This is a genomic window from Pinisolibacter aquiterrae (assembly GCF_019160155.1).
GTDB classification, from domain to species: Bacteria; Pseudomonadota; Alphaproteobacteria; order Rhizobiales; family Ancalomicrobiaceae; genus Pinisolibacter; species Pinisolibacter aquiterrae.
In genome coordinates this window covers 14484-39465 of record NZ_JAFNIH010000044.1, presented here as the reverse complement: position 1 = coordinate 39465, position 24982 = coordinate 14484, and the positions used below count along the sequence as shown (strand labels likewise).

The window sequence follows — 24982 nt, the reverse complement described above, 5'->3', positions numbered from 1 at the left end:
GCCGGCCGGCGAGGCGGCATGGAGCCGTCAAACCATGCCCCGGCGACAGTCCCGTGACGATCCCGCGACGAAACCGTGACGGTCGCCTCAACCGGCCCTGTCGAGCGCCGGCGGGGCGGCGCGATCCCGCGCCTCCGCGAGGATCGTCGCGAGACGGTCGCGATCGATCGGCTTGACCAGAACCGCGTCGGCGCCACAGGCGAGCGCGCGCTCCGCCGCCGAGGGCGTGGCGTCCGCCGTCACCGCCACGACGAGCGCGGGCGGCGCCTCCGCCGGCTCGCCCGCCCGCAACTCGCGGATCGCGGCGAAGCCGTCGAGGCCGGGCATGTGCAGATCCATCAGCACCGCCGCGAAGGGCTGCCCCGCCTCGCGCGCGGCGGCGATCGCGTCGAGCGCGGCGAGGCCGTCCTCGACCACCGCGACGCCGTGACCGTCGTGCTCGAGCGCGGCGCGGCCGAGAAGGGCGTTGATCTCGTTGTCGTCGACGAGGAGCACGCGCAGTCCGCCCGTCGGCTCGGCCGCCTCGACGAGGGCTCGCGCCTGAGGCGCCTCGCCGCGCTCGACGGCGAGCGCGACGACGCGCGCCAGCGAGGCCGGGCGGATCGGCCGGATCAGGTGGGCGGCGAACCCGGCCGCGCGCAGCGCCGGCAGGGCATTGCGTTCGCCGGGCGGGATCAGCACCACGGCCGGCGCGGTCGAACCGAGCGCCCGCCATTCGGCCAGCACCGCGACCGGATCGGCCCCCCCCTGGCCGTCGATCAGCACGACGTCGCAAGGGTCGAGCGCGGCGAGTGCCTCGGGGGCGTCGACGAGACAGGCCTCGGCGCCGAGCGAATGGAGCCGGCGCACCAGGAGCGGGGGTTCCACCACGGCGCGCGAGATCAGCCCGATGCGGCGGCCGCGCAAGGGGCGTTCCAGCGGCGCGGCCGGGCCGGCGGCCGGAAGGTCGAGCTCGAAGGCGAAGGTCGAGCCCGCGCCCGGCCGGCTGACGAGGCCGATCGTGCCGCCCATCCGCTCGACGATGCCGCGGGCGATGGCGAGGCCCAGCCCGGTGCCGGCGGCGGAGCCGACCCCCTCGGTCTCGATTCGCTCCCAGGCGTCGAAGATCCGCGAGGCCTCGGCGGCGTCGATGCCGATGCCGGTGTCGCGCACCCGGAAGACCACCCCGGTCTCGCTGCCGGTGACTCGTTCGACCTCGATCGCGACGCCGCCGGTCTCGGTGAACTTGACCGCGTTCCCGGTCAGATTGATGAGGACCTGGCGCAGCAGGAGCGGGTCGACGAGGACCGGGGCGGAGAGACGCGGCGCGACGAAGCCGGCCAGTTCCAGGCCCTTGGCCTGACAGGGCGGCGCGAGCAGTTCGATCACGTCCTCGACGACCGTCTCGAGCGAGGTCGGAACCGGCGTCGGCTCGACGTTGCCGTCCTCGAGGCGGGAGAGGTCGAGATAGCCGTCGACCAGTCGCAGGAGGGTGGTGCCGGAGGCGCGGAGGGCGGCGACATAGGCCTTCTGCTCCGCCGTCAGCGCGGTCTCCCCGAGGAGATCGGCGAGGCCGAGAATGCCGGTCAGGGGCGTGCGGATCTCGTGCGCGGCCAGCGCCAGGAAATGCGCCTTGGCGTCCATCTCGGCCTCGGCCGCGCCGAGATCCGGCGCCGACACGCTGGCGAGTGGCGCCGCCGCCGGGGCCTGCGGGCGCAATTGGTTCAGGATCACCGTCAGCGCGGCGCCGACGCCGCCGACGGCGACGATGTCGCGGGCGAGTTCGGGGTCGGCGATGCCGGCGACCACGGTGAGGCCGATCCCGGCGAGGGCGAGGCCGCCGAAGCGCGACCCGCGCCGGGACGGGCGGGAGACGGGCGGTTCGGCGGGGAGGGCGACCTCTCGGGGCATCGGACGGTCCGGATACGCGAGACGATGGGAAACCGGAGACCGACGTCGACGGGATCGGGACGACGTTCGGCGAGCCCGGCGGACAGGACCCGAGCCCGAACGCATCTTGCCCCGACAGGAGTTGCGAAAGACTTGATGGCGCGAGGATCGCGGGCCTTCGTCCGCATCGGACGCCGCCGCGCGCGGTCCCGCCGCGCGCGGTCCCGTCGCGAGCGGGCGCCTCGGGGGCGAGGCGCGCCGGCTCAGGCGGCGCCGGCCAGTTGCTCGCCGGCGCGGCGGTGGCTGAGCGCCTCGGCGAGATGCAACCGTCCGACGCGCGGCGCCTCGTCGAGATCGGCGAGGGTGCGCGCCACCTTGAGCACGCGGTGGTAGGCGCGAGCCGACAGACGCAGACTGTCGGCGGCATCCGAAAGCAGCTTGCGCCCACCGGCGTCGGGCGCGGCCACTTCCTCGACCAGCGCGGCGGGCATGTCGGCATTGGTGAGGATCCGGTCGAGCCCGAGCGCGCGGAAGCGTGCGGTCTGGATCGCCCGGGCGCGGGCGACGCGGGCGGCGACCTCGCGCGAGCCCTCGCGCGGCGCCGGCAGGATCAGATCCGCCGCACTCACCGCCGCGACCTCGACCCGCAGGTCGATCCGGTCGATGAGCGGCCCGGACAGGCGCGCCTGATAATCCTCGGCGCAGCGCGCGCCGCGCCGGCAGGTGTGGCCGGGCTCGCCGGCATGGCCGCAGCGGCACGGGTTCATCGCGGCCACCAGTTGGATCCGCGCGGGATAGCTGACGCGATGATTGGCCCGGGCGATCACCACCTCGCCGGTCTCGAGCGGCTGGCGCAGACTGTCGAGCACCTGCGGATGGAACTCCGGCAGTTCGTCGAGGAAGAGGACGCCGTTGTGGGCGAGCGACACCTCGCCCGGCCGCGCCTTGAGGCCTCCACCGACCAGCGCCGCCATCGAGGCGGAATGATGCGGCGATCGAAACGGCCGGCGATCGGTCAGCCGCCCGTCGGCGAGCTGGCCGGCGATCGAGGCGATCATCGACACCTCGAGCAATTCGCGCGGTTCGAGCGGCGGCAGGATCGACGGCAGGCGGCTCGCCAGCATCGACTTGCCGGACCCCGGCGGCCCCACCATCAGGAGATTGTGACCCCCGGCGGCGGCGACCTCGAGCGCGCGTTTGGCGGTCTCCTGACCCTTGACGTCGGCGAGATCGGGCAGATCGCTCGCCGCCTCGCGCACCTTCGGCGTCGGCCGGGCGACGACCTGGGTTCCCTTGAAGTGATTGGCGAGCTGCGTGAGGCTGCGGCCGGCGACGATGGCGAGATCCGGGCTCGCCCAGGCGGCTTCCGACCCGCTCTCCGCCGGGCAGATCAGCCCCTTGCCGAGCGCGCTCGCGCCGATCGCCGCCGGAAGAACCCCCGCCACCGGGGCGATCGTGCCGTCGAGCCCGAGTTCGCCCAGCGCGACGTGATCGGCGAGCTGATCGCCGGGGATCGCCCCGATCGCCGCCAGGATCGCGAGCGCGATCGGCAGATCGTAATGGCTCCCCTCCTTGGGCAGATCGGCCGGCGCCAGATTGACGGTGATGCGCCGCTGCGGCAGCGCGAGGCCGGAGGCGAAGAGCGCCGCGCGGATGCGCTCACGACTCTCGCCGACGGTCTTGTCGGGAAGGCCGACCAGGGCGAAGACCGGATTGCCGGCGGTGATCTGAACCTGGACGTCGACCGGCACCGCCTCGATGCCCTGAAACGCCACCGTGGTGACCCGCGCGACCATGGCTCGCCCCTCCCTCGATGGTTCTCATTAGAACAAACCGAGATCGATTGCAACCGGAGCCGCCGATTCCGCGATCGTCCGGTTGCAAAATGGGAACATCGCTCGAACGGCTCGTCATACCGAGCCTACGAAGTCTCGACCCGTCCGAACCTTCGTAGGCGAAGGCGAGCCCGAACGGGCGTCGGCTGGTCGGGTCGCAACCACAGGAAATTCCGACGAGTCGGAATTTCCTGTGATCGGTATCACTTGGTGTCGTCGAGCAGATCGCGCCGCGTCAGGACGTCGAAACCGGCGTAGACGATCTCGGGCGTGCGCCGTCCCGCCCGCCGCGCCGTCAGGATCTCGGCGATGCGCGCCCCCATCTCGGCCGGCCGCTGCCCGACCAGCACATGGCCGAGACCGTCGCGCACCAGGGCGCGTTCGACCGGCAGGGCGTCGGCGACGACCAGAACCACCTTGGCCCGGTCGAGACGGTCCTTGTGACGGCCGGCGATCTCGCGCCACCGCGCCTCGTCGAGGAAGGGCCAGGCCCCGACCGAGATCACCGCGTCGAGTTCGGCGTGATCGCTCATCACCCGGTCGAGCGCCGCCGCCGCCTCGCGCGGCTCGGTCGACGTGGTCACCGGCGAAGCCGGGATCTCGTGCCACGACGGTCCAAGCGCGTCGCGGACGCCGGCCACCCGTTCGGTGAGATTGCGCGAGGCGGAATCGCCGGTCAGCACCGCGTAGAGGCCGCCGTCCGGCCGCCACCGGCGCAGCGATGCGCCGAGCGCACGGCCGAAGTCGCGCGCGTCGCTGCCGACGAAGGCGTCGCGGGCATCCGCCGGCAGATCGGCGTCATAGGCGATCACCGGAAGGCCGGCGGCGCGCGCGGCGGCGACGGCCGGCAGGACCTCGGAGATCAGTGCCGGCGAGACGGCGATCCCGTCGATCTTCTCGGCGGTGAGGGCGGCGATGATCTCGCCCTGGCTGCGCGTCTCCGCGCGGCCGGGGGCGAGGAAGACGCAAGTCGCGCCGTCGAGCGTGGCCGCGCGCGCCGCGCAACCCGCCGCCACCGCCTCGTGGAAACTGCTGCCGGCGGCCGGCCCGACCACGGCGTAGCGCTCAGCCGCCACGCCGTCGCCGCCCCCGCCGAGGAGGGCGCCCGCGACCGCGAGGCCGGCGGCGAGAAGAGTGCGAGCGGCGCGGACTGCAGTCACGGGCGGGCCTCCGGAGGCTGTCGTCAGGCGGCGCGCGCGGCGATCCGGGCCTCGATACGGTCCCATACCATCGCGGCGATGTCCGGCCCGCCGAGACGGCGGATGGCGCGGATGCCGGTCGGCGAGGTCACGTTGATCTCGGTCAGCCAGTCGCCGATCACGTCGATGCCGACCAGGATCAGGCCGCGTTCCTTGAGCGCCGGGCCGATCCGCTCGCAGATCTCGCGTTCGCGCGGGGTGAGGTCCGTCGCCGCCGCCTGCCCGCCGCGCACCATGTTGGAGCGCAGATCGTCGGCCGCCGGCACCCGGTTGACCGCGCCGGCGAAGACGCCGTCGACCAGGATGATGCGCTTGTCGCCGTGCCGCACCTCGTGCTGATAGCGCTGGATCACCCAGGGCTCGCGCCAGGTCGAGGCGAACATGTCCATCAGCGAGCCGAAATTCTCGTCCTCGGCCCGAACCCGGAACACGGCGGCGCCGCCGTGGCCGTAGAGCGGCTTCATCACGATGTCGCGGTGCTCGGCGCGGAAGGCGCGGATCTCCTCGACGTCGCGGGTGATCAGCGTCGGCGGCATCAGGTCGGGGAATTCGGTGACGAAGATCTTCTCCGGCGCGTTGCGGACGCTGGCGGGATCGTTGACCACCAGGGTCCTCGGGTGGAGCCGCTCCAGCATGTGCGTCGTGGTGACGTAATGGAGATCGAACGGCGGATCCTGGCGCAGCAGGATGCAGTCGAATCGGGCGAGATCGACCCGCTCGGCGGCGCCGAGGGTGAAGTGGTCGCCGGCGACGTCGCGCACGGTGAGCGCCTCGACTCCGGCGAAGACGCGGCCGTCGCGCAGGGCGAGCCGGTCGGGCGTGTAGTGCCACAGGCGGTGTCCGCGCGCCTGCGCCTCGAGCAACAGGGCGAAGGTCGAATCGCCGGCGATCTTGATCGTGGCGATGTGGTCCATCTGGACGGCGACGTCGAGCGTCATGCGACAGCGATCCTCTCTTCGGCGGCCACGGGCGCGAGGCGTCGCGGGGTGGCCGCGGTCGTGCGGCGTGGTTCCGTTCTAGCGCGCGCGCTCGGCGCCGACAACGCCACGAAACCGTGACCGAAACGGGTGTTCGCGGTCGAAATCGGTTCCGGGGACGACCTTCCGCAGCGTTTCATGTGGAACATCGCCGTCACCGGCGCCCGCGCGGCAGATCGAGATCGTCGCCGCGAAAGGCGTCCGCGCGGTGGCGCGGCCAGCGGTTCGGCAGCACCGCGATCACGTCGAAGCGGCGGTCGAACGCGGCGTAGTGGGGATGGCCGGCGACCCAGAGATCGGCGGCGGCGAGGATGCGCGCCCGCGCCCGCGCCGTCACCGCCTCGATCGCCGCCTCCTCGGTGGCGCGCGCCTTGACCTCGACGAAGACCAGGGTGCGGCCGCGCCGGGCGATCAGGTCGATCTCGCCGGCCCGGCAGCGGAAGCGACGGGCGAGGATCCGGTGGAACTTCAGGCGCAACACCCACGCCGCCCGCGTCTCGGCGTCGAGCCCGAGACCATAGGCGCGGCGGCGCTCATCGCGGTCGCGCGGGCTCATCGCGGCGGCTCGCCTCCGCCGCTCTTCAGCGCCATGGCGCGCTCGTAGAGCGCCTTGCGGTCGAAGCCGGTGAGGCGCGCGACCTCGGCCACCGCCTTGCCCGGCGCCTGACGGGCGAGCGCGGCGCGCAACATCGCGTCGACGTCGGCCGCACTGGTCGTCTCCTCGGCCGGCGGACCGATCACCACGACGACCTCGCCCTTGACGGAACGCGCGGCGAAGGTCTCCGCCAATGCGCCGAGCGGCGCTCGCACGATCTCCTCGAAGGTCTTGGTCAATTCGCGCGCCATCGCCGCCGGACGCTCCGGCCCGAGCACCGCGACCGCGTCGGCGAGGCAGTCCGCCAGCCGATGCGGGCTCTCGTAGAAGATCAACGTCGCCGGAACCCGGGCGAGCGCCTCCAGCCGATGGCGCCGCGCCTCGCTCTTGGGCGAGAGGAACCCGGCGAAGAGGAAGGCGTCGGAGGGCAGCCCGCTCGCCACCAGCGCCGCCAGCATCGCCGAGGGACCCGGCACCGGGATCACCCGATGGCCGGCGGCGATCACCTCGCCCACCAGCTTGAAACCGGGATCCGACACCAGCGGCGTCCCGGCGTCCGACACCAGCGCCACCGCCTTGCCCTCGTCGAGGGCGGCGAGCAGTCGCGGCCGCCTTTCGGCGGCGTTGTGATCGTTGTAGGAGACGAGACGGTTGCGGATGCCGTAGCGCTCGAGCAGCACCCGCGTCACCCGCGTGTCCTCGCAGGCGATCGTGTCGGCGCCGGCGAGGGTCTCGAGCGCGCGCAGCGAGACGTCGGCGAGACGGCCGATCGGCGTGGCGACGACGTGCAGGCCCGGCGCGAGACGCGGCGCGGTGAAGGTGGCGGCGTCGATGCGATAGGTCGCGGAGCCCGGCGCGTCGTCGATCGTGTCGTCGTCGGGGCTCGCGTCCGTTTGTCTCAGGTCCGTCATCTCGACCCTTCGTCGGGGGGAAAAGGCTGGTGAAAACGCCGGCTTCTCAGGTTTCGGAGAGCGGACGGGGTGGAATTCGGGGCGTCGGGTTTTGACTTGTCGCCCCGGGAAGGACAAAATCCGACCCGAATGGGCCAGTACGTCGGGTGGCCGCATCGTCCGAAAAGAGGTGTTCCTCCTTGCCGCGCAATGCCCCCTCCCTCGCCGCTCGCCGGCGGTTTCTCACCGTCGCGATCACCGGCGTCTCCACGCTCACCCTCGCCGCCTGCGGCAGCACCTTCCCGGGTGGGAGCGGGGGCGGTGGTTTCGCCGAACCTACACCCGGCGGAGCCATGCCCGCCAGTGGCGACGTGATCGGCGCCGGGTCGGTGCGCATCGCGCTGATCCTGCCCAAATCCGCCGGCGGCCAGTCGGCTCAGATCGCCGGACAGCTGCGCAACGCCGCCGAACTGGCGCTGAAGGACTTCCCCGGCGCCGACGTCCAGATCATGGTCAAGGATGACGCCGGCACCACCGAGGGCGGCCAACGCGCCGCCTCCGAGGCGGTCGCCCAGGGCGCCCAGCTGATCATCGGCCCGCTCAACGCGGTATCGGCGCGCGGCGCCGCCGAGCCGGCCCGCGCCGCCGGCGTGCCGGTCGTCACCTTCACCACCGACACCTCGGTCGCCTCGCGCGGCGTCCATCTGATCGGCTTCCTGCCCGCGACCGACGTCGAGCGCATCGTCTCCTACGCCGCCTCGCAGAATCGCAAGTCGATGGCGGCGATCGTTCCCGACGACGCCTACGGCCTGATCGTCGAGGCCGCCTTCCGCGAACAGGCCGCCCGCTCGGGCGTCCGCTTGATGGGGGTGGAGCGCTACAAGGGCGACACCGCCGACATCCAGGCCAAGGCGGCGACGGTCGCCAAGCTCGGCTCGTCGATCGATTCGGTCTTCGTACCGGACGCCGGCGGCAACGCCGCCATGGTGATCCAGTCGATGGTCTCGGCCGGGCTCGATCGCTCGCGCGTCAAGTTCCTCGGCTCGGGCCGTTGGAACGATCCGGCGAGCCTCTCCTCGCCGGCGCTGGCCGGCGGTTGGTTCCCGGCGGTCGATCCGACCGGATCCGACGGCTTCAGGAGCCGCTATCAGGCGAACTACGGCTCGGCTCCCGGCCCGCTCGCCATTCTCGGCTACGAGGCGGTCTTCCTCGCCGCGGGGCTGGTCCGCAATGCCGGCGCCAAGCCCTTCCGTGACGACGTGTTGCTCTCGCGCAACGGCTTCCTCGGCGTCACCGGCCTGTTCCGCTTCAAGGCCGACGGCACCTCCGAGCGCGGTCTCGCGGTCATGGAGGTCGGCGGCGGCACCGCGCGCATCGTCTCGCCCGCGCCGAAGCAGTTCGCGCCCGGGTCGTGAACCCTGTCGTGACGGGGGCCTGATCCCGGCGGTGGCCCGGGGTCGGCCGCTCACGCGCCCCCACACTGTCGAGACATGAAAAAAACGGCGGCGCCCGGTGGGCACCGCCGTCCTGTCGATCGTCGCGTGGCGCGAAACGGCGGCGTTCAGTGCGCCGCGCCGCCCTTCTTGGCGAAGAGGCCCGACGCGGTCAGCGCCAGAATGAAGGCGTACATCACCGCGACGCCGACCAGGGCGCCGATGATGAGGCCGGCATAGCCGAACATCACGGTGGCGCCGACCCAGACGACGACGGCGAGAAGCATGGCGATCAGAACGGACATCGATTCCTCCTCGAGAAGGGAAAACGGACGGCGAGGTCGGGGCGGCCGCCCGTGAGCAAGTTCTGCCCGGTCCCCTCTCGCGCACCCACGGCACCGTGGGAAACGCGGCTTGATACATCGGGAAAACCACGGACGTAAAGCCTCCCTTGGTCGCAGAGCTGTCCGCCCCTCCGTGGGCGCCCGGACGATCGGCCATGGAAATACCGCGCGCGTCGTGGCAAAGGTGGCGCACCGGGACCGGCGGAGACGGGAGCCGCCCGGCGCGAACGGACGACGAGGAGACGGACCCCCGATGACCGCACCGAGACTGCTCGAGGGCCTGATCGATTCCGCCGACCTGCGCCGCCGCCTGACCGCGCTCGTCGCCGACGGCGCCGACGGTGGCAATCCGGCGATTCGTGCCAAGGTTCTGACGATCCTCAAGGAGGAACGCGCCAAGACCCGCGATCGCGTCCAGCGCCTGCTTCTGGCCGATCGGCGCGGAGTGCTCTGCGCCGAGCGTCTCTCCCACGTTCAGGACGAGCTGATCCGCGTCGTCTACGACTTCGCCGTGACCCACGTCTATCCGGTCAAGAACCCCTCCTCGGCCGAGCGCCTGTCGGTCACGGCGGTCGGCGGCTACGGCCGCGCCACCCTGGCGCCGGGCTCCGACATCGATCTCCTGTTCCTGCTGCCCTACAAACAGACGCCGTGGGGCGAGAGCGTCGTCGAATACATCCTCTACATGCTGTGGGATCTCGGCCTGAAGGTCGGCCATGCCACCCGCAACGTCGAGGAATGCATCCGCCTGTCGCGCTCCGATCTGACCATCCGCACCGCCATCCTCGAGGCGCGCTGGATCTGGGGCGACCGCCCCCTGTTCGACGAACTGACCGTGCGTTTCGATCAGGAGGTGGTGCAGGGCACCGGCCGCGAATACATCGCCGCCAAGCTCGCCGAGCGCGACGAGCGCCACAAGCGCCAGGGCATGAGCCGCTATCTGGTCGAGCCCAACATCAAGGAGGCCAAGGGGGGCCTGCGCGATCTCCAGACCCTGTTCTGGATCGCCAAGTACTTCTATCGGGTCAAGGACGCCCGCGATCTGATCCAGGCGGGGGTCTTCTCCCGCGCCGAATACCGCCGCTTCGAGCGCTGCGACGACTTCCTGTGGGGCATTCGCTGCCACATGCACTTCGCCACCAACCGGGCCGAGGAGCGCCTCTCCTTCGATCTCCAGCGCGAGATCGCCGCCCGTCTCGGCTATGTCGACAAGGCCGGCCAGCGCTCGGTCGAGCGCTTCATGAAGCACTACTTCCTGGTGGCCAAGGACGTCGGCGACCTCACGCTGATCTTCTGCGCCGCCCTCGAGGAGGAGCACGTCAAGCAGACCCCGGCGCTGAACCGCCTGCTCGGCCGCTTCACCCGCCGCCGCAAGCCCAAGGTGGTCGGCGACGGCGGCCCCTTCGTGGTCGACAACGCCCGCATCAACGTCGCCGATCCGACCGTGTTCGAGCGCGATCCGGTCAATCTGATCCGCATCTTCCACGAGGCCGACCGCCACAACCTCGACTTCCACCCCGACGCGCTGCAGCTGATGACCCGGTCGCTGCGCCTGATCGACGAGGCGGTCCGGAACGACGAGGGCGCCAACCGTCTGTTCGTCGACGTCGTCGCCTCGCGCCATTCGCCCGAGCGCATTCTGCGCCGCATGAACGAGACCGGCGTGCTCGGCCGCTTCGTGCCCGAGTTCGGCAAGGTCGTGGCGATGATGCAGTTCAACATGTATCACCACTACACCGTCGACGAGCACCTGCTGCGCACCATCGGCGAGCTCTCGGCGATCGAGAAGGGCGCCATCAAGGACGAGGTGCCGCTCGCCACCGAGCTCTTCCCCGGCATCCAGAACCGCAAGGTGATCTACGTCGCGACGTTCCTGCACGACATCGCCAAGGGCCGGCCGGAGGATCATTCGCTCTACGGCGGCAAGATCGCCCGCAAGCTCGGACCGCGCTTCGGCCTGACCCCGGCCGAGACCGAGACGGTCGCCTGGCTGGTCGAGAACCATCTCGTCATGAGTTCGGTCGCGCAAGGCCGCGATCTCAACGACCGCCGCACCATCGAGACCTTCGCCGAGATCGTCCAGAGCCCCGAGCGCCTGCGCCTGCTGCATTGCCTGACCGTCGCCGACATCCGCGCCGTCGGTCCCGGCGTCTTCAACGGCTGGAAGGGCCAGCTCCTGCGCACGCTCTATTACGAGACCGAACCCTTCCTCGCCGGCGGCCATTCCCAGGTCACCCGCGACCAGCGCGTCGCCGGCGCCAAGCGGGAGTTGTGCGATCGCCTCGTCGGCTGGTCGGAGGAGGACAAGAAGGCCTATGTGGAGCGCCACTACGCGCCCTATTGGCTGCGCGTCGACATCGCCCGCAAAATCGAGCACGCCACCTTCATCCGCGAGGCGACCCGCGATCGCAAGCACCTCGCCACCTCTGTGATGCCGCACATCTTCGAGGGCGTCACCGAGATCACCGTGCTCGCCGACGACCATCCCCGCCTCTTGTCGGCGATCGCCGGCGCCTGCGCCGTGGCCGGCGCCAACATCGTCGACGCCCAGATCTATACGACGACCGACGGCCTCGCCCTCGACACGATCTTCGTCGGCCGCGAGTTCCCCGACGACGCCGACGAACGCCGCCGCGGCCAGCGCATCACCGCGCTGATCGAGAAGACACTGACCGGCGTCGAACGCCTGCCCGAGCAGGTCGAGCAGAAGAAGGGGCTGGTCAAGGCCCGTCTGAAGGCGTTCCAGATCCCGACCGACGTGATGGTCAACAACGCCTGGTCGGATCGCTTCACCGTGATCGAGGTCTCCGGGCTCGACCGCCCCGGCCTCCTCTTCGACCTCACCCGCGAGATCTCCGATCTCAACCTCAACATCGCCTCGGCTCACGTGGCGACCTTCGGCGAGCGCGCGGTCGACGTCTTCTACGTGACCGATCTGATCGGCCACAAGGTCGAGAGCCGCTCGCGCGAAAAGACGATCCGCGAGCACCTCGTCCGCGCCTTCGACGGTCCCTCGCGCGAGGCCGCGCGCAAGCCCGCGGCATGACCGGGGCCGGCGGCGGAGGGCGGCGATGACGATCCTGCGCAACGCCGTCGTGGTCGGCTCGGCCACCCTGCTCAGCCGCCTGCTCGGCTTCCTGCGCGACGGGCTCGTCGCCGCCGTGCTCGGCTCGGGGCCGATCGCCGACGCCTTCGTCGTCGCCCTGCGCCTGCCCAATCTGTTTCGCCGCCTCTTCGCCGAGGGCGCCTTCGCCGCCGCCTTCGTGCCCGCCTATGTCGCGCTGCGCGAGGAGGCCGGCGAGGAGGCCGCCCGCCGCTTCGCCGGGCGGGCGCTGGTCGTCCTGACCGTGGCGACGTCGGTCCTGACGGTGGCGACCTGGATCTGGGCCGAGCCGCTCGTCGCCGTCCTGGCGCCGGGCTGGGCCGACGACCCGAACCGGCTGGCGACCGCCGCCGCGCTGACCCGCCTGGCCTTTCCCTATCTGATCGGGATCGCGGTGGTCGCCCTCCTCGGCGGACAGTTGGCGGCCGAGAAGCGCTTTCTCGCCGTCGGCCTCACTCCGGTGATCCTCAATCTCCTGCTGATCGCGACGCTGGTCGGCCTGATCGTCCTCGCCGTGCCGAGCGGCCTTCTCGCCGGGCGGCTCCTGTCGGCGACGGTGGCGATCGCCGGAGTGGTTCAGGCGCTGTTCGTCTTCGCCGTCGCCGCCCGCGCCGGGATCCTGCCGCACCTTGCCCGTCCCGACCGCTCGCCGGCCTTGCGGAAGCTGGGACGCGCGGTGCTTCCCGGCCTCTTCGCCGGCGGCTTCGCCGAGCTGAGCCTCGTCGTCGGCACCATGATCGCCTCGATCGAGCCGGGCGCCGTCGCCTGGCTCTACTACGCCGACCGTCTCTATCAGCTGCCGCTCGGGATCGTCGGCATCGCCATCGGCCAGGTCCTGCTGCCGGAGATCACCGAGGCGGTGATGAACCGTCCCGCCGCGACCGTCCACCGGGTCCAGAACCGCGCCTTCGAGGCCGCCCTCGCCCTCGCCCTGCCGGCGGCGGTCGGCCTCGCGCTGCTGGCGACGCCGATCGTCGCCGTGCTCTTCGAGCGCGGCGCCTTCACCGCCGCCGACACCGCCGCGACGGCGCGGGCCTTGACCGCCTTCGCCCTCGGCCTGCCGGCCTTCGTCGGGATCCGCGTCCTCACCGCCGCCCATTGGGGGCGCGGCGACACGGTGACGCCGATGATCCACGGCCTCGTCGCGGTGGGAGTGAACATCGCGCTGGCGCTGGCGCTGCGGCCGTCCCTCGGTTGGGTCGCCGTCGCCTGGGCGACCGCCGCCGCCGCCTGGGCGAACCTCGCCCTTCTCGCCGCCGCCCTGATCCGGAGCCGACACTGGCGCTTCGACGGAGAGAGCCGCCGCCGGCTGCCGCGCCTCCTCGCCGCCGCGCTCGCCATGGGCGCCGGGGTGGCGGCGCTGCGGCCCCTCGGCGTCGATGCCCTTCTCGCCGCGCCCTCCACCTCGGCGCGCCTCGCCGGCCTCGGCCTGCTCGTCGCCGGCGGGGTCGCGGTCTACGCCGGCCTCGTCGTCCTCACCCGGGCGATCGACCTCGCCGCGCTCGGCCGCGCGCGCCGTCGCGACGAGGATGTGGCTTGCGAGGACCCGTCGGATCGCGCATAACCCGCCGCAATCGCGCCCTCCGCCCGTCCGTTGGAGCGTGGCGCCCGTCCCCGAGGACTCAATCGACATGACCGACGAGATCTCCGCCGCCATCGCCCCCCGTGTCTTTTCGGGCGTCCAGCCGACCGGCAACCTCCATCTCGGCAATTATCTCGGCGCGATCCTGCGCTTCGTCGAGATGCAGAAGACCCACGACTGCATCTATTGCGTCGTCGATCTCCATGCGATCACGCAGCCGGTCTCGGTCTGGGGCGGCCCGAAGGAACTGGCGCGCAACATCCACGAGGTGACCGCGGCCTTCCTCGCCGCCGGCATCGATCCGGTGAAGCACGTCGTCTTCAACCAGAGCCGGGTCCATCAGCACGCCGAACTCGCCTGGGTCTTCAACTGCATCGCCCGCCTCGGCTGGATGAACCGGATGACCCAGTTCAAGGAGAAGGCCGGCAAGGATCGCGAGAACGCCTCGCTCGGTCTCTACGCCTATCCCTCACTGATGGCCGCCGACATCCTGCTCTACCGCGCCACCCACGTGCCGGTCGGCGAGGACCAGAAGCAGCATCTGGAACTGACCCGCGACATCGCGCAGAAGTTCAACAACGACTTCGCCGAATCCATCGCCGAGCACGGGTTCGGCGACGCCTTCTTCCCGATGACCGAGCCGCTGATCCAGGGCCCGGCGACCCGGGTCATGAGCCTGCGCGACGGCACCAAGAAGATGTCGAAGTCGGATCCCTCCGACCTCTCCCGCATCAACCTGACCGACGACCGCGACACCGTCGCCCAGAAGCTCCGCAAGGCGAAGACCGACCCCGAGCCGCTGCCGAGCGAGGTCGAGGGTCTGGCCGGGCGCCCCGAGGCGGAGAATCTGGTCGGCATCTACGCCGCCCTCTCCGGCCGCACCGCCGCCGACGTCCTCGCCGAGTTCGGCGGTGGTCAGTTCTCCGGCTTCAAGTCGGCCCTGACCGATCTCGCCGTCGACAAGCTCGGCCCGGTCGGCTCGGAGATGAAGCGCCTCGTCGCCGACCCCGGCCACATCGACACGGTGCTGCGCGAGGGCGCCGAACGCGCCTCCGCCATCGCCGCGCCGGTGATGAACGCCGTCAAGGACATCGTCGGCTTCCTGCGCTGACCGCGCCGAGCCGCGATCCGGACCGGTCGATGCGACGACGCGCCCCGTGAACGGACGAGGCGAGGGGCCTTGTGTTCCTCGCCGCCCGGTGGCAGCCTCGCGCCATGGCTCTCAAGCGAAGCTCTCTCGAAGCCGGTCACCGGCGCAAGTTCCTGGTCGTCGTCGACGACACGGCCGAATGCGACCGCGCGGTGGTCTTCGCCGCGCGCCGCGCCGAGCATACCGGCGGCGTGCTGGTGCTGCTCTACGTGATCGACGACGCCGACTTCCGCGGCTTCCTCGGCGTCGAGCAGGTGATGCGCGCCGAGGCCCGCGCCGAGGCCGAGCGCGTCCTCGCCGCCGTGACCGCCCGTGTCGCCGAGATCGCCGCGATCCTGCCGGAGACGGTGGTGCGCGAGGGCACGCGCGCCGGCGAGGTGGTCCGCCTGATCGAGGAGGACGAGGACATCGCCGTCCTCGTGCTCGCCGCCGGCACCGGCTCGGAAGGCCCGGGCCCGCTCGTCACCTCGCTCGGCCGCGCCTCCGGCACCTTCCCCGTGCCGATCACCATCGTCCCCGGCCATCTCTCCGACGCCGACATCGCCGCGATCGCCTGATCGCCGCGACGAAACCGCGCTCGGTGCGGCTCTCGCCCCTTCTTCCGGCGCCCGCGTCTGGACGCGGGGCGCGGAAGGCCCTATCTGGAAACATTCCATCCGGCTCGGCCCTTGAAACCGAGAGAGGAGAAGCGATGTTCATCGAGACCGAAGTCACGCCCAATCCCGCCACGCTGAAGTTCGTTCCCGGCCGCAAGGTCCTGGGCGAGGGCTCGCGGGAATTCCGTTCCGCCGCCGAGGCCGCCGCCTCGCCGCTCGCCGCGCGCCTGTTCGGCATCTCCGGCGTCACCGCCGTCTTCTTCGGCGCCGACTTCGTGTCGGTCACCAAGGACGGCCCGGAATGGCAGCACCTGAAGCCCGCCATCCTCGGCGCGATCATGGAATTCTTCATGTCCGGCGCGCCCCTTCTGGTGGAGGCGGACACCGCGCAGGCCGAGACGGCCTATTCGGACGCCGACGCCCGCATCGTCGCCACGGTGAAGCAGCTCCTCGACGAGCGCGTCCGCCCGGCGGTGGCCGGCGACGGCGGTGACATCACCTTCCATTCCTGGGAGGACGGCATCGTCTATCTGACCATGCGCGGCGCCTGCTCCGGCTGTCCGTCCTCCACCGCGACGCTGCGCAACGGCGTCCAGAACCTGCTCAAGCACTTCATTCCGGAAGTGCGCGAGGTCCGCGCCGTCTCCTGAGAGTGGCTCTCTCGGTCCGTCGATCGCGGGTCCTCTCGACCAACGTCGCGATGATCCGCGGCCGCCAACCGAGGTAGTCTGCATCTCATGAAACTGCTCGCCGTCGACACCGCACTCGATGCGCTCGCCGTGGCCCTCCTCGTCCGGGAGGGCGATCGGATCGACGTGTTCGCCGAGACCGAGATCATCGGGCGCGGTCACGCCGAACGCCTGATGGGTGCGATCGACGCGTTGCTCGCTCGCGCCGGAACGCCGCTCGACGCGATCGACGCCTTCGCCGTCACCACCGGCCCCGGCTCCTTCACCGGCATCCGCATCGGCGTCGCCGCCACGCGCGGCTTCGCGCTGGCCGCCGGAAGGCCGGCGGTCGGCGTGCCGACGCTCGAGGCGCTCGCCGCCGAAGCCCGCGCGATCGTGCCCGGCCGGGCGATCTTCGCCGTGCTCGACGCCCGCAAGGACGAGGTCTACGCCCAGGGCTTCACCGCCGAGGGCGCCCCGCTCGGCCGCGCCGAGGTGATCGCCCCGGCCCTCGTCGCGGAACGGGCGAGTGCCCGGGACGCGGTCCTGGTCGGCACCGGCGCCGGCCTCGTCGCCGCCCATGCCCCGGCGCTCGCCGTGCTCCCCGCGCCGGCCATCCCCGGCATCGAGACCATCGCCCGCCTCGCGCTCGCCCGCCTCGACGCCTGTGGCGGCGCCTGCGACAAGCCGTCGCCGCTCTACGTGCGTCCGGCCGACGCCAAGCCACAGGACGGCCGCCGTCTGGCGCGGCTGACGCCCGAGGCCCTGCTCGGGGAGGCGGCGCGATGAGCCTGTGGGACGATCTGTGGGACATCGGCGCCTGGACGGCGCCTTGGAATTCGTGGTCGTCGCGGTCGCTGCTGGTCTTCGAGGAGGCTTGGAGCGAGGATACCGAGCGGCTGGCGACGATCCATGCGGCCGGCTTTCCCGGCGCCGCGTGGTCGGCGTCCGATCTCGCCGCGCTGTTGCGCGAGGAGAGCGTCTTCGGCGTCGTCGCCCGCCGCGCCAACGCCTTCGGAACCCGATCGGCGGTCGGCTTCGTGCTGGTCCGGGTCGCCGCCGACGAGGCCGAGATCCTGACCATCGCCGTCGCCGCCTCGCATCGCCGCCGCGGCGTCGGCCGCGCCCTGATCGAGGAGGCGATGCGCCGGCTCTATCGCGACCGCGTCGCGAGCCTCTTCCTCGAGGTCGACGCCGGCAACGCCGCCGCGCTCGCGCTCTATCGCCGCCTGCGCTTCGAAAAGGTGGGCGAGCGCAAGGGATACTACGCCCACGGCACCGTGCCGGGCGCCACCGCGCTTGTCATGCGCGCCGATCTTCGCTAATCGCGATGAACCAGTTCGATCCGGCCGGGGGAGGTCACCCGTGAACCCAACGACGAACAAGCCCGACGAGATCCCGTCCGAGGGACCGCTCGAGGATCGCTGTGTCGCCGCCGGCATGCGCATGACCGATCAGCGTCGCGTCATCGCCCGCGTCATCGAGACCTCGCTCGATCATCCCGACGTCGAAGAGCTGCACCGCCGCGCCGCCGCGATCGATCGCCGCATCTCGATCTCGACCGTCTATCGCACGGTCAAGCTGTTCGAGGACACCGGCATCATCGAGCGCCACGACTTCCGCGACGGTCGCTCGCGCTACGAGACCGTCTCCGACGATCACCACGATCATCTGATCGATCTGAGGAGCGGCAAGGTCGTCGAGTTCCGCAACGCCGACATCGAGAAGCTGCAGCAGTTCATCGCCCGCGAGCTCGGCTATCGCCTCGTCGATCATCGCCTGGAGCTCTACGGGGTGCCGCTCGACGAGACCGACGAGTCGTGACGTCATGAGGCGCTTCGTCGCCGCCCTGGCGATCGCGCGGCTCGCCGCGGTCACGCTGGTGGCCCTGCCCACCCAGATGCTGGCGGTGCGGCGCGGTTGGCGCCTGTCGCGCCGCCTGCCGATCTGGTGGCATCGCAACGCCCTCGCCGCGATGGGCGTGCGCGTCTCGGTCCATGGCGCCCCGGTCGCCGATCGACCGTTGTTGGTGACCCCCAATCACGTCTCCTGGCTCGACATACCCGTCATCGCCAGCCTGATGCCGATCTCCTTCGTCGCCAAGTCCGAGGTCGCGACCTGGCCGCTCTTCGGCCTCTTCGCCAAATTGCAGCGTTCGGTCTTCGTCGATCGCACCCGTCGCACCGCCACCGGCCGTGCCACCGGCGAACTCGCCGGCCGCCTCGCCGCCGGCGACTGCATGGTGCTGTTTCCCGAGGGCACGTCGTCGACCGGCGACGTCGTGCTGCCGTTCCGCTCCGCCCTGCTCGGCGCCGCCCGCGCGGCGATCGACGAGGGCGGCGCCACCGAGGTCTGGGTCCAGCCGCTGACCGTGGCCTATACTCGCATCGCCGGCATGCCGATCGGCCGCGCCGAACGCCCGCGCGTCGGCTGGACCGGCGACGTCGACCTGCCGCCTCATCTCTGGGGCATCTTCACGGCCGGCGGCATCGACGTGGAGATCGTCTGGGGCCGGGCCCGGCCCTTCGACACCCGCACCGACCGCAAGGCGCTCGCCGTCGATCTGGAGAGCGCGGTGCGCGCCGATCTCCTCGGGGTGCTGCGCCCGTGAGCGCCGATCGGACCGGCGGATCGTGACGCCGCCCGGCCACGCCGCGCGGGAAAACGCCGGTGGGCCGGCCGGCGCTGTTTTCCCCGCCCCCGATCTGCGCTAGAGGATCGAAGAGGAACAAGGGCCGCCCGAGGTCGCGCCGCCCGATTTTCAAAAGACGGTCGATGAGCGAAACGAAGAAGGTCTTCATCAAGACGTACGGTTGCCAGATGAACGTCTACGACAGCGAGCGTATGACGGACACGCTGGCGCCGCTCGGATGGATCGAGGCACCGAGCGCCGAGGAGGCCGATCTGGTCATCCTCAACACCTGCCACATTCGCGAGAAGGCCTCCGAGAAGGTCTATTCCGAGCTCGGCCGCATGCGCGTGCTGAAGAGCGAGAAGGCCGAGCGCGGCGAGAAGCTCCTCGTCGGCGTCGCCGGCTGCGTCGCCCAGGCCGAGGGTCGCGAGATCGCCCGCCGCGCGCCGGTGGTCGACATGGTGTTCGGCCCGCAGAGCTATCATCACCTGCCCGATCTCCTGACCCGCACCGGCAACGGCGCCCGCGTCGTGGAGACCGAGTTCCCGGTCGAGGACAAGTTCGATCACCTCGCCCCCGCCACCCGAGAGAAGACCATCGCGCGCGGTCTCACCGCCTTCCTGACGGTGCAGGAGGGCTGCGACAAGTTCTGCACCTTCTGCGTCGTGCCCTATACCCGCGGTGTCGAGACCTCGCGGCCGGTCGACCGCATTCTCGCCGAAGCCCGCCGGCTCGCCGATGCCGGGGTCCGCGAGGTGACCCTGCTCGGACAGAACGTCAACGGCTTCCATGGGGAGGGTCCCGACGGCACCGCCTGGGGCCTCGGCCGCCTGTGCCGGGCACTCGCCGAGATCCCCGGCCTCGACCGCATCCGCTACACGACCAGCCATCCCCGCGACATGAGCGACGATCTGATCGCCGCCCATCGCGATCTGCCCCAGCTGATGCCTTATCTGCATCTGCCGGTGCAGTCCGGTTCCGACCGGATCCTGGCGGCGATGAACCGCCGCCACGGCCGCGACGACTATCTCCGCCTGATCGACCGGATCCGCGCCGCCCGCCCGGACATGGCGCTCTCCGGCGACTTCATCGTCGGCTTCCCCGGCGAGACGGAAGAGGATTTCCAGGCGACGCTGCGGATCGTCGAGGAGGTCGGCTACGCCTCCGCCTTCTCGTTCAAATATTCCGCCCGCCCCGGCACGCCGGCGGCCGGCGAGGCCGATCAGATAGCGGAAGGCGTCAAGATCGAGCGTCTCGCCCGGCTCCAGGCGGCGATCGACGCGGCGACGCGCGCCTTCAATCTGTCACGTCTCGGCATGACCATGGACGTCCTGCTCGAGAAGCCGGGCCGCCGTCCCGGCCAGCTCGCCGGCCGCTCGCCCTGGCTCCAGGCGGTGCATCTCGAGGCCCCGAGTGAACTCCTCGGGCGGATCGTTCCGGTCCGCGTCGAGGCGGTCGCCGCCAATTCCCTCTCCGCCGCGCTGCTCGATCCGCCGTCGAGGAGCGAACCCCCGGTCTCCGTCCACGGAGTTGCCCAGTGAGCGATGCGAAGCGCCCGTCGTCCTCGAACTTCCCGGTGACGGGCCACGCCTCGGACCTGACCCATGTCGTCCTCGCCTTCGACGACAATCGGCTGGTGTCGGATCTGTTCGGCCAGTTCGACCAGAATCTGGCCGAGATCGAGCGTCGCCTCCACGTCACCGTGATCGCCCACGGCAATCAGGTGACGGTGAAGGGCGGCCACGAGGCCTGCGATCAGGCCCGCCGCGTGCTCGAGACCCTTTGGGATCGCCTCCAGGAGGGCCACGACGTTCACCCCGGCGACGTCGACGGTGCCATCCGCATGGCCGAGAACGAGGCCGAACAGCTGCCGCTGCCGACCCTCGAGCCCAAGGCCCGCTTCACGCCGGCCCAGATCTCGACCCGCCGCAAGACCGTCTCCGCCCGCACGCCCGCCCAGGACGCCTATGTCCGCGCCATGGACCGCGCCGACCTCGTCTTCGGCATCGGCCCGGCCGGCACCGGCAAGACCTATCTGGCGGTCGCCTATGCGGCGGCGCTGATCGAGCGCGGCGACGTCGATCGCCTGGTCCTGTCGCGTCCGGCGGTCGAGGCCGGCGAGCGCCTCGGCTTCCTGCCCGGCGACATGAAGGAGAAGGTCGATCCCTATCTGCGGCCCCTCTACGACGCGCTCTACGACATGATGCCGGCGGAGAAGGTCGAGCGCGGCCTCCAGTCCGGCATGATCGAGGTGGCGCCGCTCGCCTTCATGCGCGGCCGGACGCTCTCGAACGCGGTGGTGCTGCTCGACGAGGCGCAGAACTGCACGGCGATGCAGATGAAGATGTTCCTGACGCGCCTCGGCGAGAACTCCAAGATGATCGTCACCGGCGATCCGACCCAGGTCGACCTGCCGCCCGGCACGCGGTCGGGCCTCGTCGACGCGCTCGAGATCCTCGCCGGCATGGACGGGATGATCCGGGTGAACTTCACCGAGAAGGACGTGGTCCGCCACGAACTGGTCGCCCGCATCGTCAAGGCCTACGACGACGCCTCGCGCGAGAAGCTCGCCGTCGAACGCGAGATCCGCGAGCGGTGGGCGGCCGAGAAGGCCGAACGGGCGAACGCCGAGCGCGACCTGCGCGACAAATACGGCATCGACCCCACCCTCCAGGGCGGTGGAGGCCGGTCGTGAGCGCGACGACGAACCCCGCGCCCGCGATCACGGTCGAGGCGACCGTCGAGGCCGGCGACTGGGGCGAGGAGGCGGCGTGGCGCCCGCTCGTCGAGCGCGTCGCCGCCGCCGTCGCCGCCCGGCCCGAGCTGATCGTGCCGGAGGGGGCCGAACTGTCGCTGCTCCTGACCGACGACGCCCATGTCCGCGTGTTGAACCGCACTTGGCGCGACCAGGACAAGCCGACCAACGTCCTCTCCTTTCCCGCCGCCGACGAGGACGACGAGCCCGGCCCCCTTCTCGGCGACGTCGCCGTCGCCCGCGAGACGACCGCCCGCGAGGCCGCCGACGAGGGCAAGCGCTTCGACGATCACTTCGCCCACCTCCTCGTCCACGGCCTTCTCCACCTCTTCGGTTTCGATCACGAGACCGACGCGGAGGCCGAGGAAATGGAGGCGCTGGAGACCGAGATCCTCGCCGGCCTCGGCATCGCCGACCCCTACGGCGAAGCGATCGATTGACAGGCGCGCCCGCGCCGCCGCACCATTCGCGGACGGGGCCCGGCATTTGGAAGACCCCAGAGAGATCGACGTGAGATGACCGACGCGCATTCCCAGAGTACCGGCACCACGGGCGAGGCGGCCAAGGCCTCCGACACCCGTGGTGAACCTCCCCTCCGATCGAGCGAGAGCTGGATCGATCGACTGCGCGCGGTGGTGGGGTGGAAGCCGACCGCCGCCGATCTCCGCGAAAATCTCGAGAGCGCCCTGGACGACACCGGGGAAGGCGGATTCTCGGCCGAAGAGCGCGAGATGATCCGCAACATCCTGCGGCTGCGCGAGACCCGGGTCGACGACGTCATGGTGGCGCGCGCCGACATCGAGGGCATCGACGAGGCCACCACGCTCGAGCGCCTGCTGCTCGCCTTCATGGCCTCCGGCCATTCCCGCATGCCGGTCTATCGCGAGAGCCTCGACGAGGCCGTCGGCATGATCCACATCCGCGATCTGATGAGCCACGTCACGCGCGCCGCCCGCCTCGGCGACGACGACGATCCCCGTCTCGATCTCGCCCGCGCGGACCTCTCCGCCCGCCTCGCCGACACCGGGCTGGTGCGCCCGGTGCTGTTCGTGCCCGGCACCATGCCGGCGAGCGACCTCCTGGCGCGCATGCAGTCGCAGCGCATCCAGATGGCCCTGGTGATCGACGAATACGGCGGTGTCGACGGCCTCATCTCGATGGAGGACATCGTCGAGACCGTGGTCGGCGACATCGAGGACGAGCACGACGAGGACGAACACGACGTGATCGTCGCCGCCGGCCCCGGCCGCTGGATCGTCGATGCGCGCGCCGAACTCGACGACACCGCCGAGGCCACCGGCTGGGACTTCTCCGGCGTCGGTCTCGACGAGGAGGTCGAGACCATCGGCGGCCTCGTCGTCTCGCTCGCCGGCCGCGTGCCGGCCGTCGGCGAGACCTTCCTCTCCGAGCGCCTGCCCGATCTGGCGGTGGAGATTCTCGACGCCGATCAACGGCGGCTGAAACGCCTCGGTCTGCGTCGGATCGAGCCGAGCGAGGGCGAAGCGACTTGACGGCCCGCCGCCCTCCGCACGAGGTGGGGCGGCCGCGAGGGGCGGCGTGATTCGCGAGGGAGACCCCGCCCGTGCTCGAACGAACGGCGCATGCCGTCACTCTGTCGTGGGGCTGGCGACGAGCCGCGGTGGTCGCCCTCGCCGGCGCGATCGGCGCCCTGTCCCTGGCGCCGTTCCACGTCTTCCCGGTGCTGTGGATCTCCTTCCCGGTGCTGGTGTGGGCGCTCGACGGCGCCGCCGATCTGAAGGGCGGCGGCCGCCTGACGCGGCTCGGGCCGGCCTTCCTGATCGGCTGGGCCTTCGGTTTCGGCTGGTTCCTCGCGGGATTGTGGTGGATCGGCGCGGCCTTCCTGGTCGATATTGCCGAATTCGGCTGGCTGCTGCCGATCGCGCTGGCGGTGATGTCGATCGGCCTCGGCCTCTTCCACGGCCTCGCCGCCGCGATCGCCCGTCTCCTGTGGAGCGACGGTCCGGCCCGGATCGCGGCGCTGGCGCTGGGCTTCTTCGTCGCCGACTGGCTGCGCGGCCACGTCCTGACCGGCTTTCCCTGGAATCTGATCGGCTACGGCTTCGCCGCCAACGAGCCGATGATGCAGATCGACGCGATCCTCGGCGGCTACGGCCTGACGCTTCTGGCGGTGATGGTCTTCGCCGCGCCGGCGGTCCTCTCCCGGGGCGCGCGCGCCGATCGCCGCTTCGCCGCCGCGACGGCGGTGGTCTTCGTCGGCGTCGTCGCCTTCGGCGCGCTGCGGCTGCACGAGGCCCGGACCGAATTCGTCCCCGACGTCCACCTGCGTCTCGTCCAGCCGGCGATCGACCAATGGGCGAAGTGGCGGCCGGAGTTCAAGACCGAGACGGTCGAGCGCTACGTCGAACTGTCCTCGCGCCCCGCCCTCGACGCTTCCGGCAAGCCGCTGCCCGACGGTCTGCGCGGCGGTGCCAAGGGCATCCCCGGCATCACCCATCTGGTGTGGCCGGAATCGGCCTTTCCCTTCCTGCTCACCAACGAGCCCTGGGCGCTCTCCACCATCGCCCAGCTGATCGGCGATCACACGACCCTCCTCACCGGCGCGGTGCGGGCCGAGGCCCCCGCCGCCGGCGAGGTCCGCCATCGCTACTACAATTCGATCTACGCCCTCGGTCGCGGCGCCGAGATCCTCGCCGCCTACGACAAGGCCCATCTGGTGCCCTTCGGCGAATACCTGCCGTTCCAGGATCTTCTGGAATCGATCGGCCTGCGCCAGCTGACCAAGCTGCGCGGCGGCTACAGCGCCGGGCCGGGCCTGCGCACGATCGAGATCGCCGGCCTGCCGTCCTTCGCGCCGCTGGTCTGTTACGAGATCGTCTTCCCCGGCCGGGTGGTCGACCGCGCGCATCCGCCGCAGTGGATGCTCAACGTCACCAACGATGCCTGGTACGGCATGACGCCGGGTCCCTGGCAGCACCTGCATCAGGCGCGACTGCGCGCGGTGGAGGAGGGGCTGCCGGTGGTTCGCGCCGCCAACAACGGAATTTCGGCGGTGATCGACGGCAACGGACGCCTTGTGGCGAGCCTCACGCTGGGGGCCACCGGCATCGTCGACGCCGATCTGCCGCGCCCCGCCGCCCCCACGGTCTTCTCACGTTGGGGTATGTTGCCGTCCCTGGTACTCGCGTTAACCGCTTTTTCGTGGGCAGGTTACAGACGCATTCATCCTGTCGGTTAGGGCATCGTTGACTTCGCGCGCGTGCGCTCACAATGTTCGGCCAGCGGATGGCGAGTTGGACCTGTTCGGATCCTGCACCGATGACTCGGTGATCCCCTCGGGATCGTATTCGGTAACTCTCCGGATACATGAGGACA

22 protein-coding genes are annotated in these 24982 nt (G+C 71.0%); 15 read left to right on the top strand and 7 right to left on the bottom strand.

The window, feature by feature from the left end; translation table 11 throughout:
- Positions 1 to 87: 87 nt before the first annotated feature.
- From J3S89_RS18980 to rsmI, 6 genes are all read right to left on the bottom strand, one after another.
- Complete coding sequence (locus J3S89_RS18980; RefSeq protein WP_217929562.1) at positions 88 to 1890, bottom strand: ATP-binding protein; 1803 nt, start codon at positions 1888 to 1890, stop codon at positions 88 to 90.
- Between the two features lie 242 nt (positions 1891 to 2132).
- Positions 2133 to 3665, bottom strand: coding sequence for a YifB family Mg chelatase-like AAA ATPase (locus J3S89_RS18975; RefSeq protein ID WP_217929561.1), 1533 nt, complete (start codon positions 3663 to 3665; stop codon positions 2133 to 2135).
- A 242-nt stretch (positions 3666 to 3907) separates the two neighbouring features.
- A complete protein-coding gene (locus J3S89_RS18970; RefSeq protein WP_217929560.1) occupies positions 3908 to 4864 on the bottom strand; it encodes a substrate-binding domain-containing protein in 957 nt (318 codons plus the stop codon).
- A gap of 23 nt (positions 4865 to 4887) precedes the next feature.
- Positions 4888 to 5841 (bottom strand): glutathione synthase, encoded by a 954-nt coding sequence (gshB, locus tag J3S89_RS18965; RefSeq protein WP_217929559.1) that lies wholly within the window; start codon positions 5839 to 5841, stop codon positions 4888 to 4890.
- Positions 5842 to 6034: 193 nt separating this feature from the next.
- Positions 6035 to 6436, bottom strand: a complete 402-nt coding sequence (locus J3S89_RS18960; protein ID WP_217929558.1) for a YraN family protein — start codon at positions 6434 to 6436, stop codon at positions 6035 to 6037.
- Positions 6433 to 7386 carry a 16S rRNA (cytidine(1402)-2'-O)-methyltransferase gene (gene rsmI, locus J3S89_RS18955; protein ID WP_217929557.1) on the bottom strand — a complete coding sequence of 318 codons (954 nt, stop codon included), beginning with the start codon at positions 7384 to 7386 and terminating at the stop codon, positions 6433 to 6435. The genes J3S89_RS18960 and rsmI overlap by 4 nt, the downstream gene beginning before the upstream one ends.
- Before the next feature lie 179 nt (positions 7387 to 7565).
- Here rsmI and J3S89_RS18950 point away from each other — a divergent pair, with 179 nt between their 5' ends.
- Positions 7566 to 8780 (top strand): penicillin-binding protein activator, encoded by a 1215-nt coding sequence (locus tag J3S89_RS18950; RefSeq protein ID WP_217929556.1) that lies wholly within the window; start codon positions 7566 to 7568, stop codon positions 8778 to 8780.
- 146 nt (positions 8781 to 8926) lie between these two features.
- Here J3S89_RS18950 and J3S89_RS18945 read toward each other — a convergent pair whose 3' ends face one another.
- The gene (locus J3S89_RS18945) at positions 8927 to 9103 is read right to left on the bottom strand and encodes a hypothetical protein (RefSeq protein WP_217929555.1); all 177 of its coding nucleotides are present in this window, start codon (positions 9101 to 9103) and stop codon (positions 8927 to 8929) included.
- Between the two features lie 292 nt (positions 9104 to 9395).
- On the opposite strand from J3S89_RS18945, the gene J3S89_RS18940 reads away from it, so the two are divergent.
- From J3S89_RS18940 to lnt, 14 genes are all read left to right on the top strand, one after another.
- Complete coding sequence (locus tag J3S89_RS18940) at positions 9396 to 12188, top strand: [protein-PII] uridylyltransferase (RefSeq protein WP_217929554.1); 2793 nt, start codon at positions 9396 to 9398, stop codon at positions 12186 to 12188.
- A gap of 25 nt (positions 12189 to 12213) precedes the next feature.
- Positions 12214 to 13809: a murein biosynthesis integral membrane protein MurJ gene (gene murJ, locus J3S89_RS18935; RefSeq protein ID WP_217929553.1), complete on the top strand. Its 1596-nt coding sequence runs from the start codon at positions 12214 to 12216 to the stop codon at positions 13807 to 13809.
- A gap of 67 nt (positions 13810 to 13876) precedes the next feature.
- A complete protein-coding gene (gene trpS, locus J3S89_RS18930) occupies positions 13877 to 14938 on the top strand; it encodes a tryptophan--tRNA ligase (protein ID WP_217929551.1) in 1062 nt (353 codons plus the stop codon).
- A gap of 104 nt (positions 14939 to 15042) precedes the next feature.
- On the top strand, positions 15043 to 15534 hold the full coding sequence (locus J3S89_RS18925; protein ID WP_217929550.1) for a universal stress protein: 492 nt from the start codon (positions 15043 to 15045) through the stop codon (positions 15532 to 15534).
- Between the two features lie 134 nt (positions 15535 to 15668).
- Positions 15669 to 16223, top strand: coding sequence for a NifU family protein (locus J3S89_RS18920; protein ID WP_217929549.1), 555 nt, complete (start codon positions 15669 to 15671; stop codon positions 16221 to 16223).
- A gap of 87 nt (positions 16224 to 16310) precedes the next feature.
- Complete coding sequence (tsaB, locus tag J3S89_RS18915) at positions 16311 to 17030, top strand: tRNA (adenosine(37)-N6)-threonylcarbamoyltransferase complex dimerization subunit type 1 TsaB (protein WP_217929548.1); 720 nt, start codon at positions 16311 to 16313, stop codon at positions 17028 to 17030.
- Positions 17027 to 17566 (top strand): GNAT family N-acetyltransferase, encoded by a 540-nt coding sequence (locus J3S89_RS18910; RefSeq protein ID WP_217929540.1) that lies wholly within the window; start codon positions 17027 to 17029, stop codon positions 17564 to 17566. The genes tsaB and J3S89_RS18910 overlap by 4 nt, the downstream gene beginning before the upstream one ends.
- Before the next feature lie 115 nt (positions 17567 to 17681).
- The gene (locus tag J3S89_RS18905) at positions 17682 to 18065 is read left to right on the top strand and encodes a Fur family transcriptional regulator (protein WP_217930215.1); all 384 of its coding nucleotides are present in this window, start codon (positions 17682 to 17684) and stop codon (positions 18063 to 18065) included.
- A gap of 4 nt (positions 18066 to 18069) precedes the next feature.
- Complete coding sequence (gene olsA, locus J3S89_RS18900; protein WP_217929538.1) at positions 18070 to 18852, top strand: lyso-ornithine lipid O-acyltransferase; 783 nt, start codon at positions 18070 to 18072, stop codon at positions 18850 to 18852.
- A 164-nt stretch (positions 18853 to 19016) separates the two neighbouring features.
- The gene (miaB, locus tag J3S89_RS18895; RefSeq protein ID WP_217929536.1) at positions 19017 to 20414 is read left to right on the top strand and encodes a tRNA (N6-isopentenyl adenosine(37)-C2)-methylthiotransferase MiaB; all 1398 of its coding nucleotides are present in this window, start codon (positions 19017 to 19019) and stop codon (positions 20412 to 20414) included.
- Positions 20411 to 21568, top strand: a complete 1158-nt coding sequence (locus J3S89_RS18890) for a PhoH family protein (RefSeq protein ID WP_230489137.1) — start codon at positions 20411 to 20413, stop codon at positions 21566 to 21568. Before miaB ends, J3S89_RS18890 begins: the two co-directional genes overlap by 4 nt.
- Complete coding sequence (ybeY, locus tag J3S89_RS18885; RefSeq protein WP_217929534.1) at positions 21565 to 22068, top strand: rRNA maturation RNase YbeY; 504 nt, start codon at positions 21565 to 21567, stop codon at positions 22066 to 22068. Before J3S89_RS18890 ends, ybeY begins: the two co-directional genes overlap by 4 nt.
- Positions 22069 to 22143: 75 nt before the next feature.
- The gene (locus J3S89_RS18880) at positions 22144 to 23139 is read left to right on the top strand and encodes a hemolysin family protein (protein WP_217929532.1); all 996 of its coding nucleotides are present in this window, start codon (positions 22144 to 22146) and stop codon (positions 23137 to 23139) included.
- Between the two features lie 71 nt (positions 23140 to 23210).
- Positions 23211 to 24845: an apolipoprotein N-acyltransferase gene (gene lnt, locus J3S89_RS18875; protein WP_217929530.1), complete on the top strand. Its 1635-nt coding sequence runs from the start codon at positions 23211 to 23213 to the stop codon at positions 24843 to 24845.
- Positions 24846 to 24982: the final 137 nt, after the last annotated feature.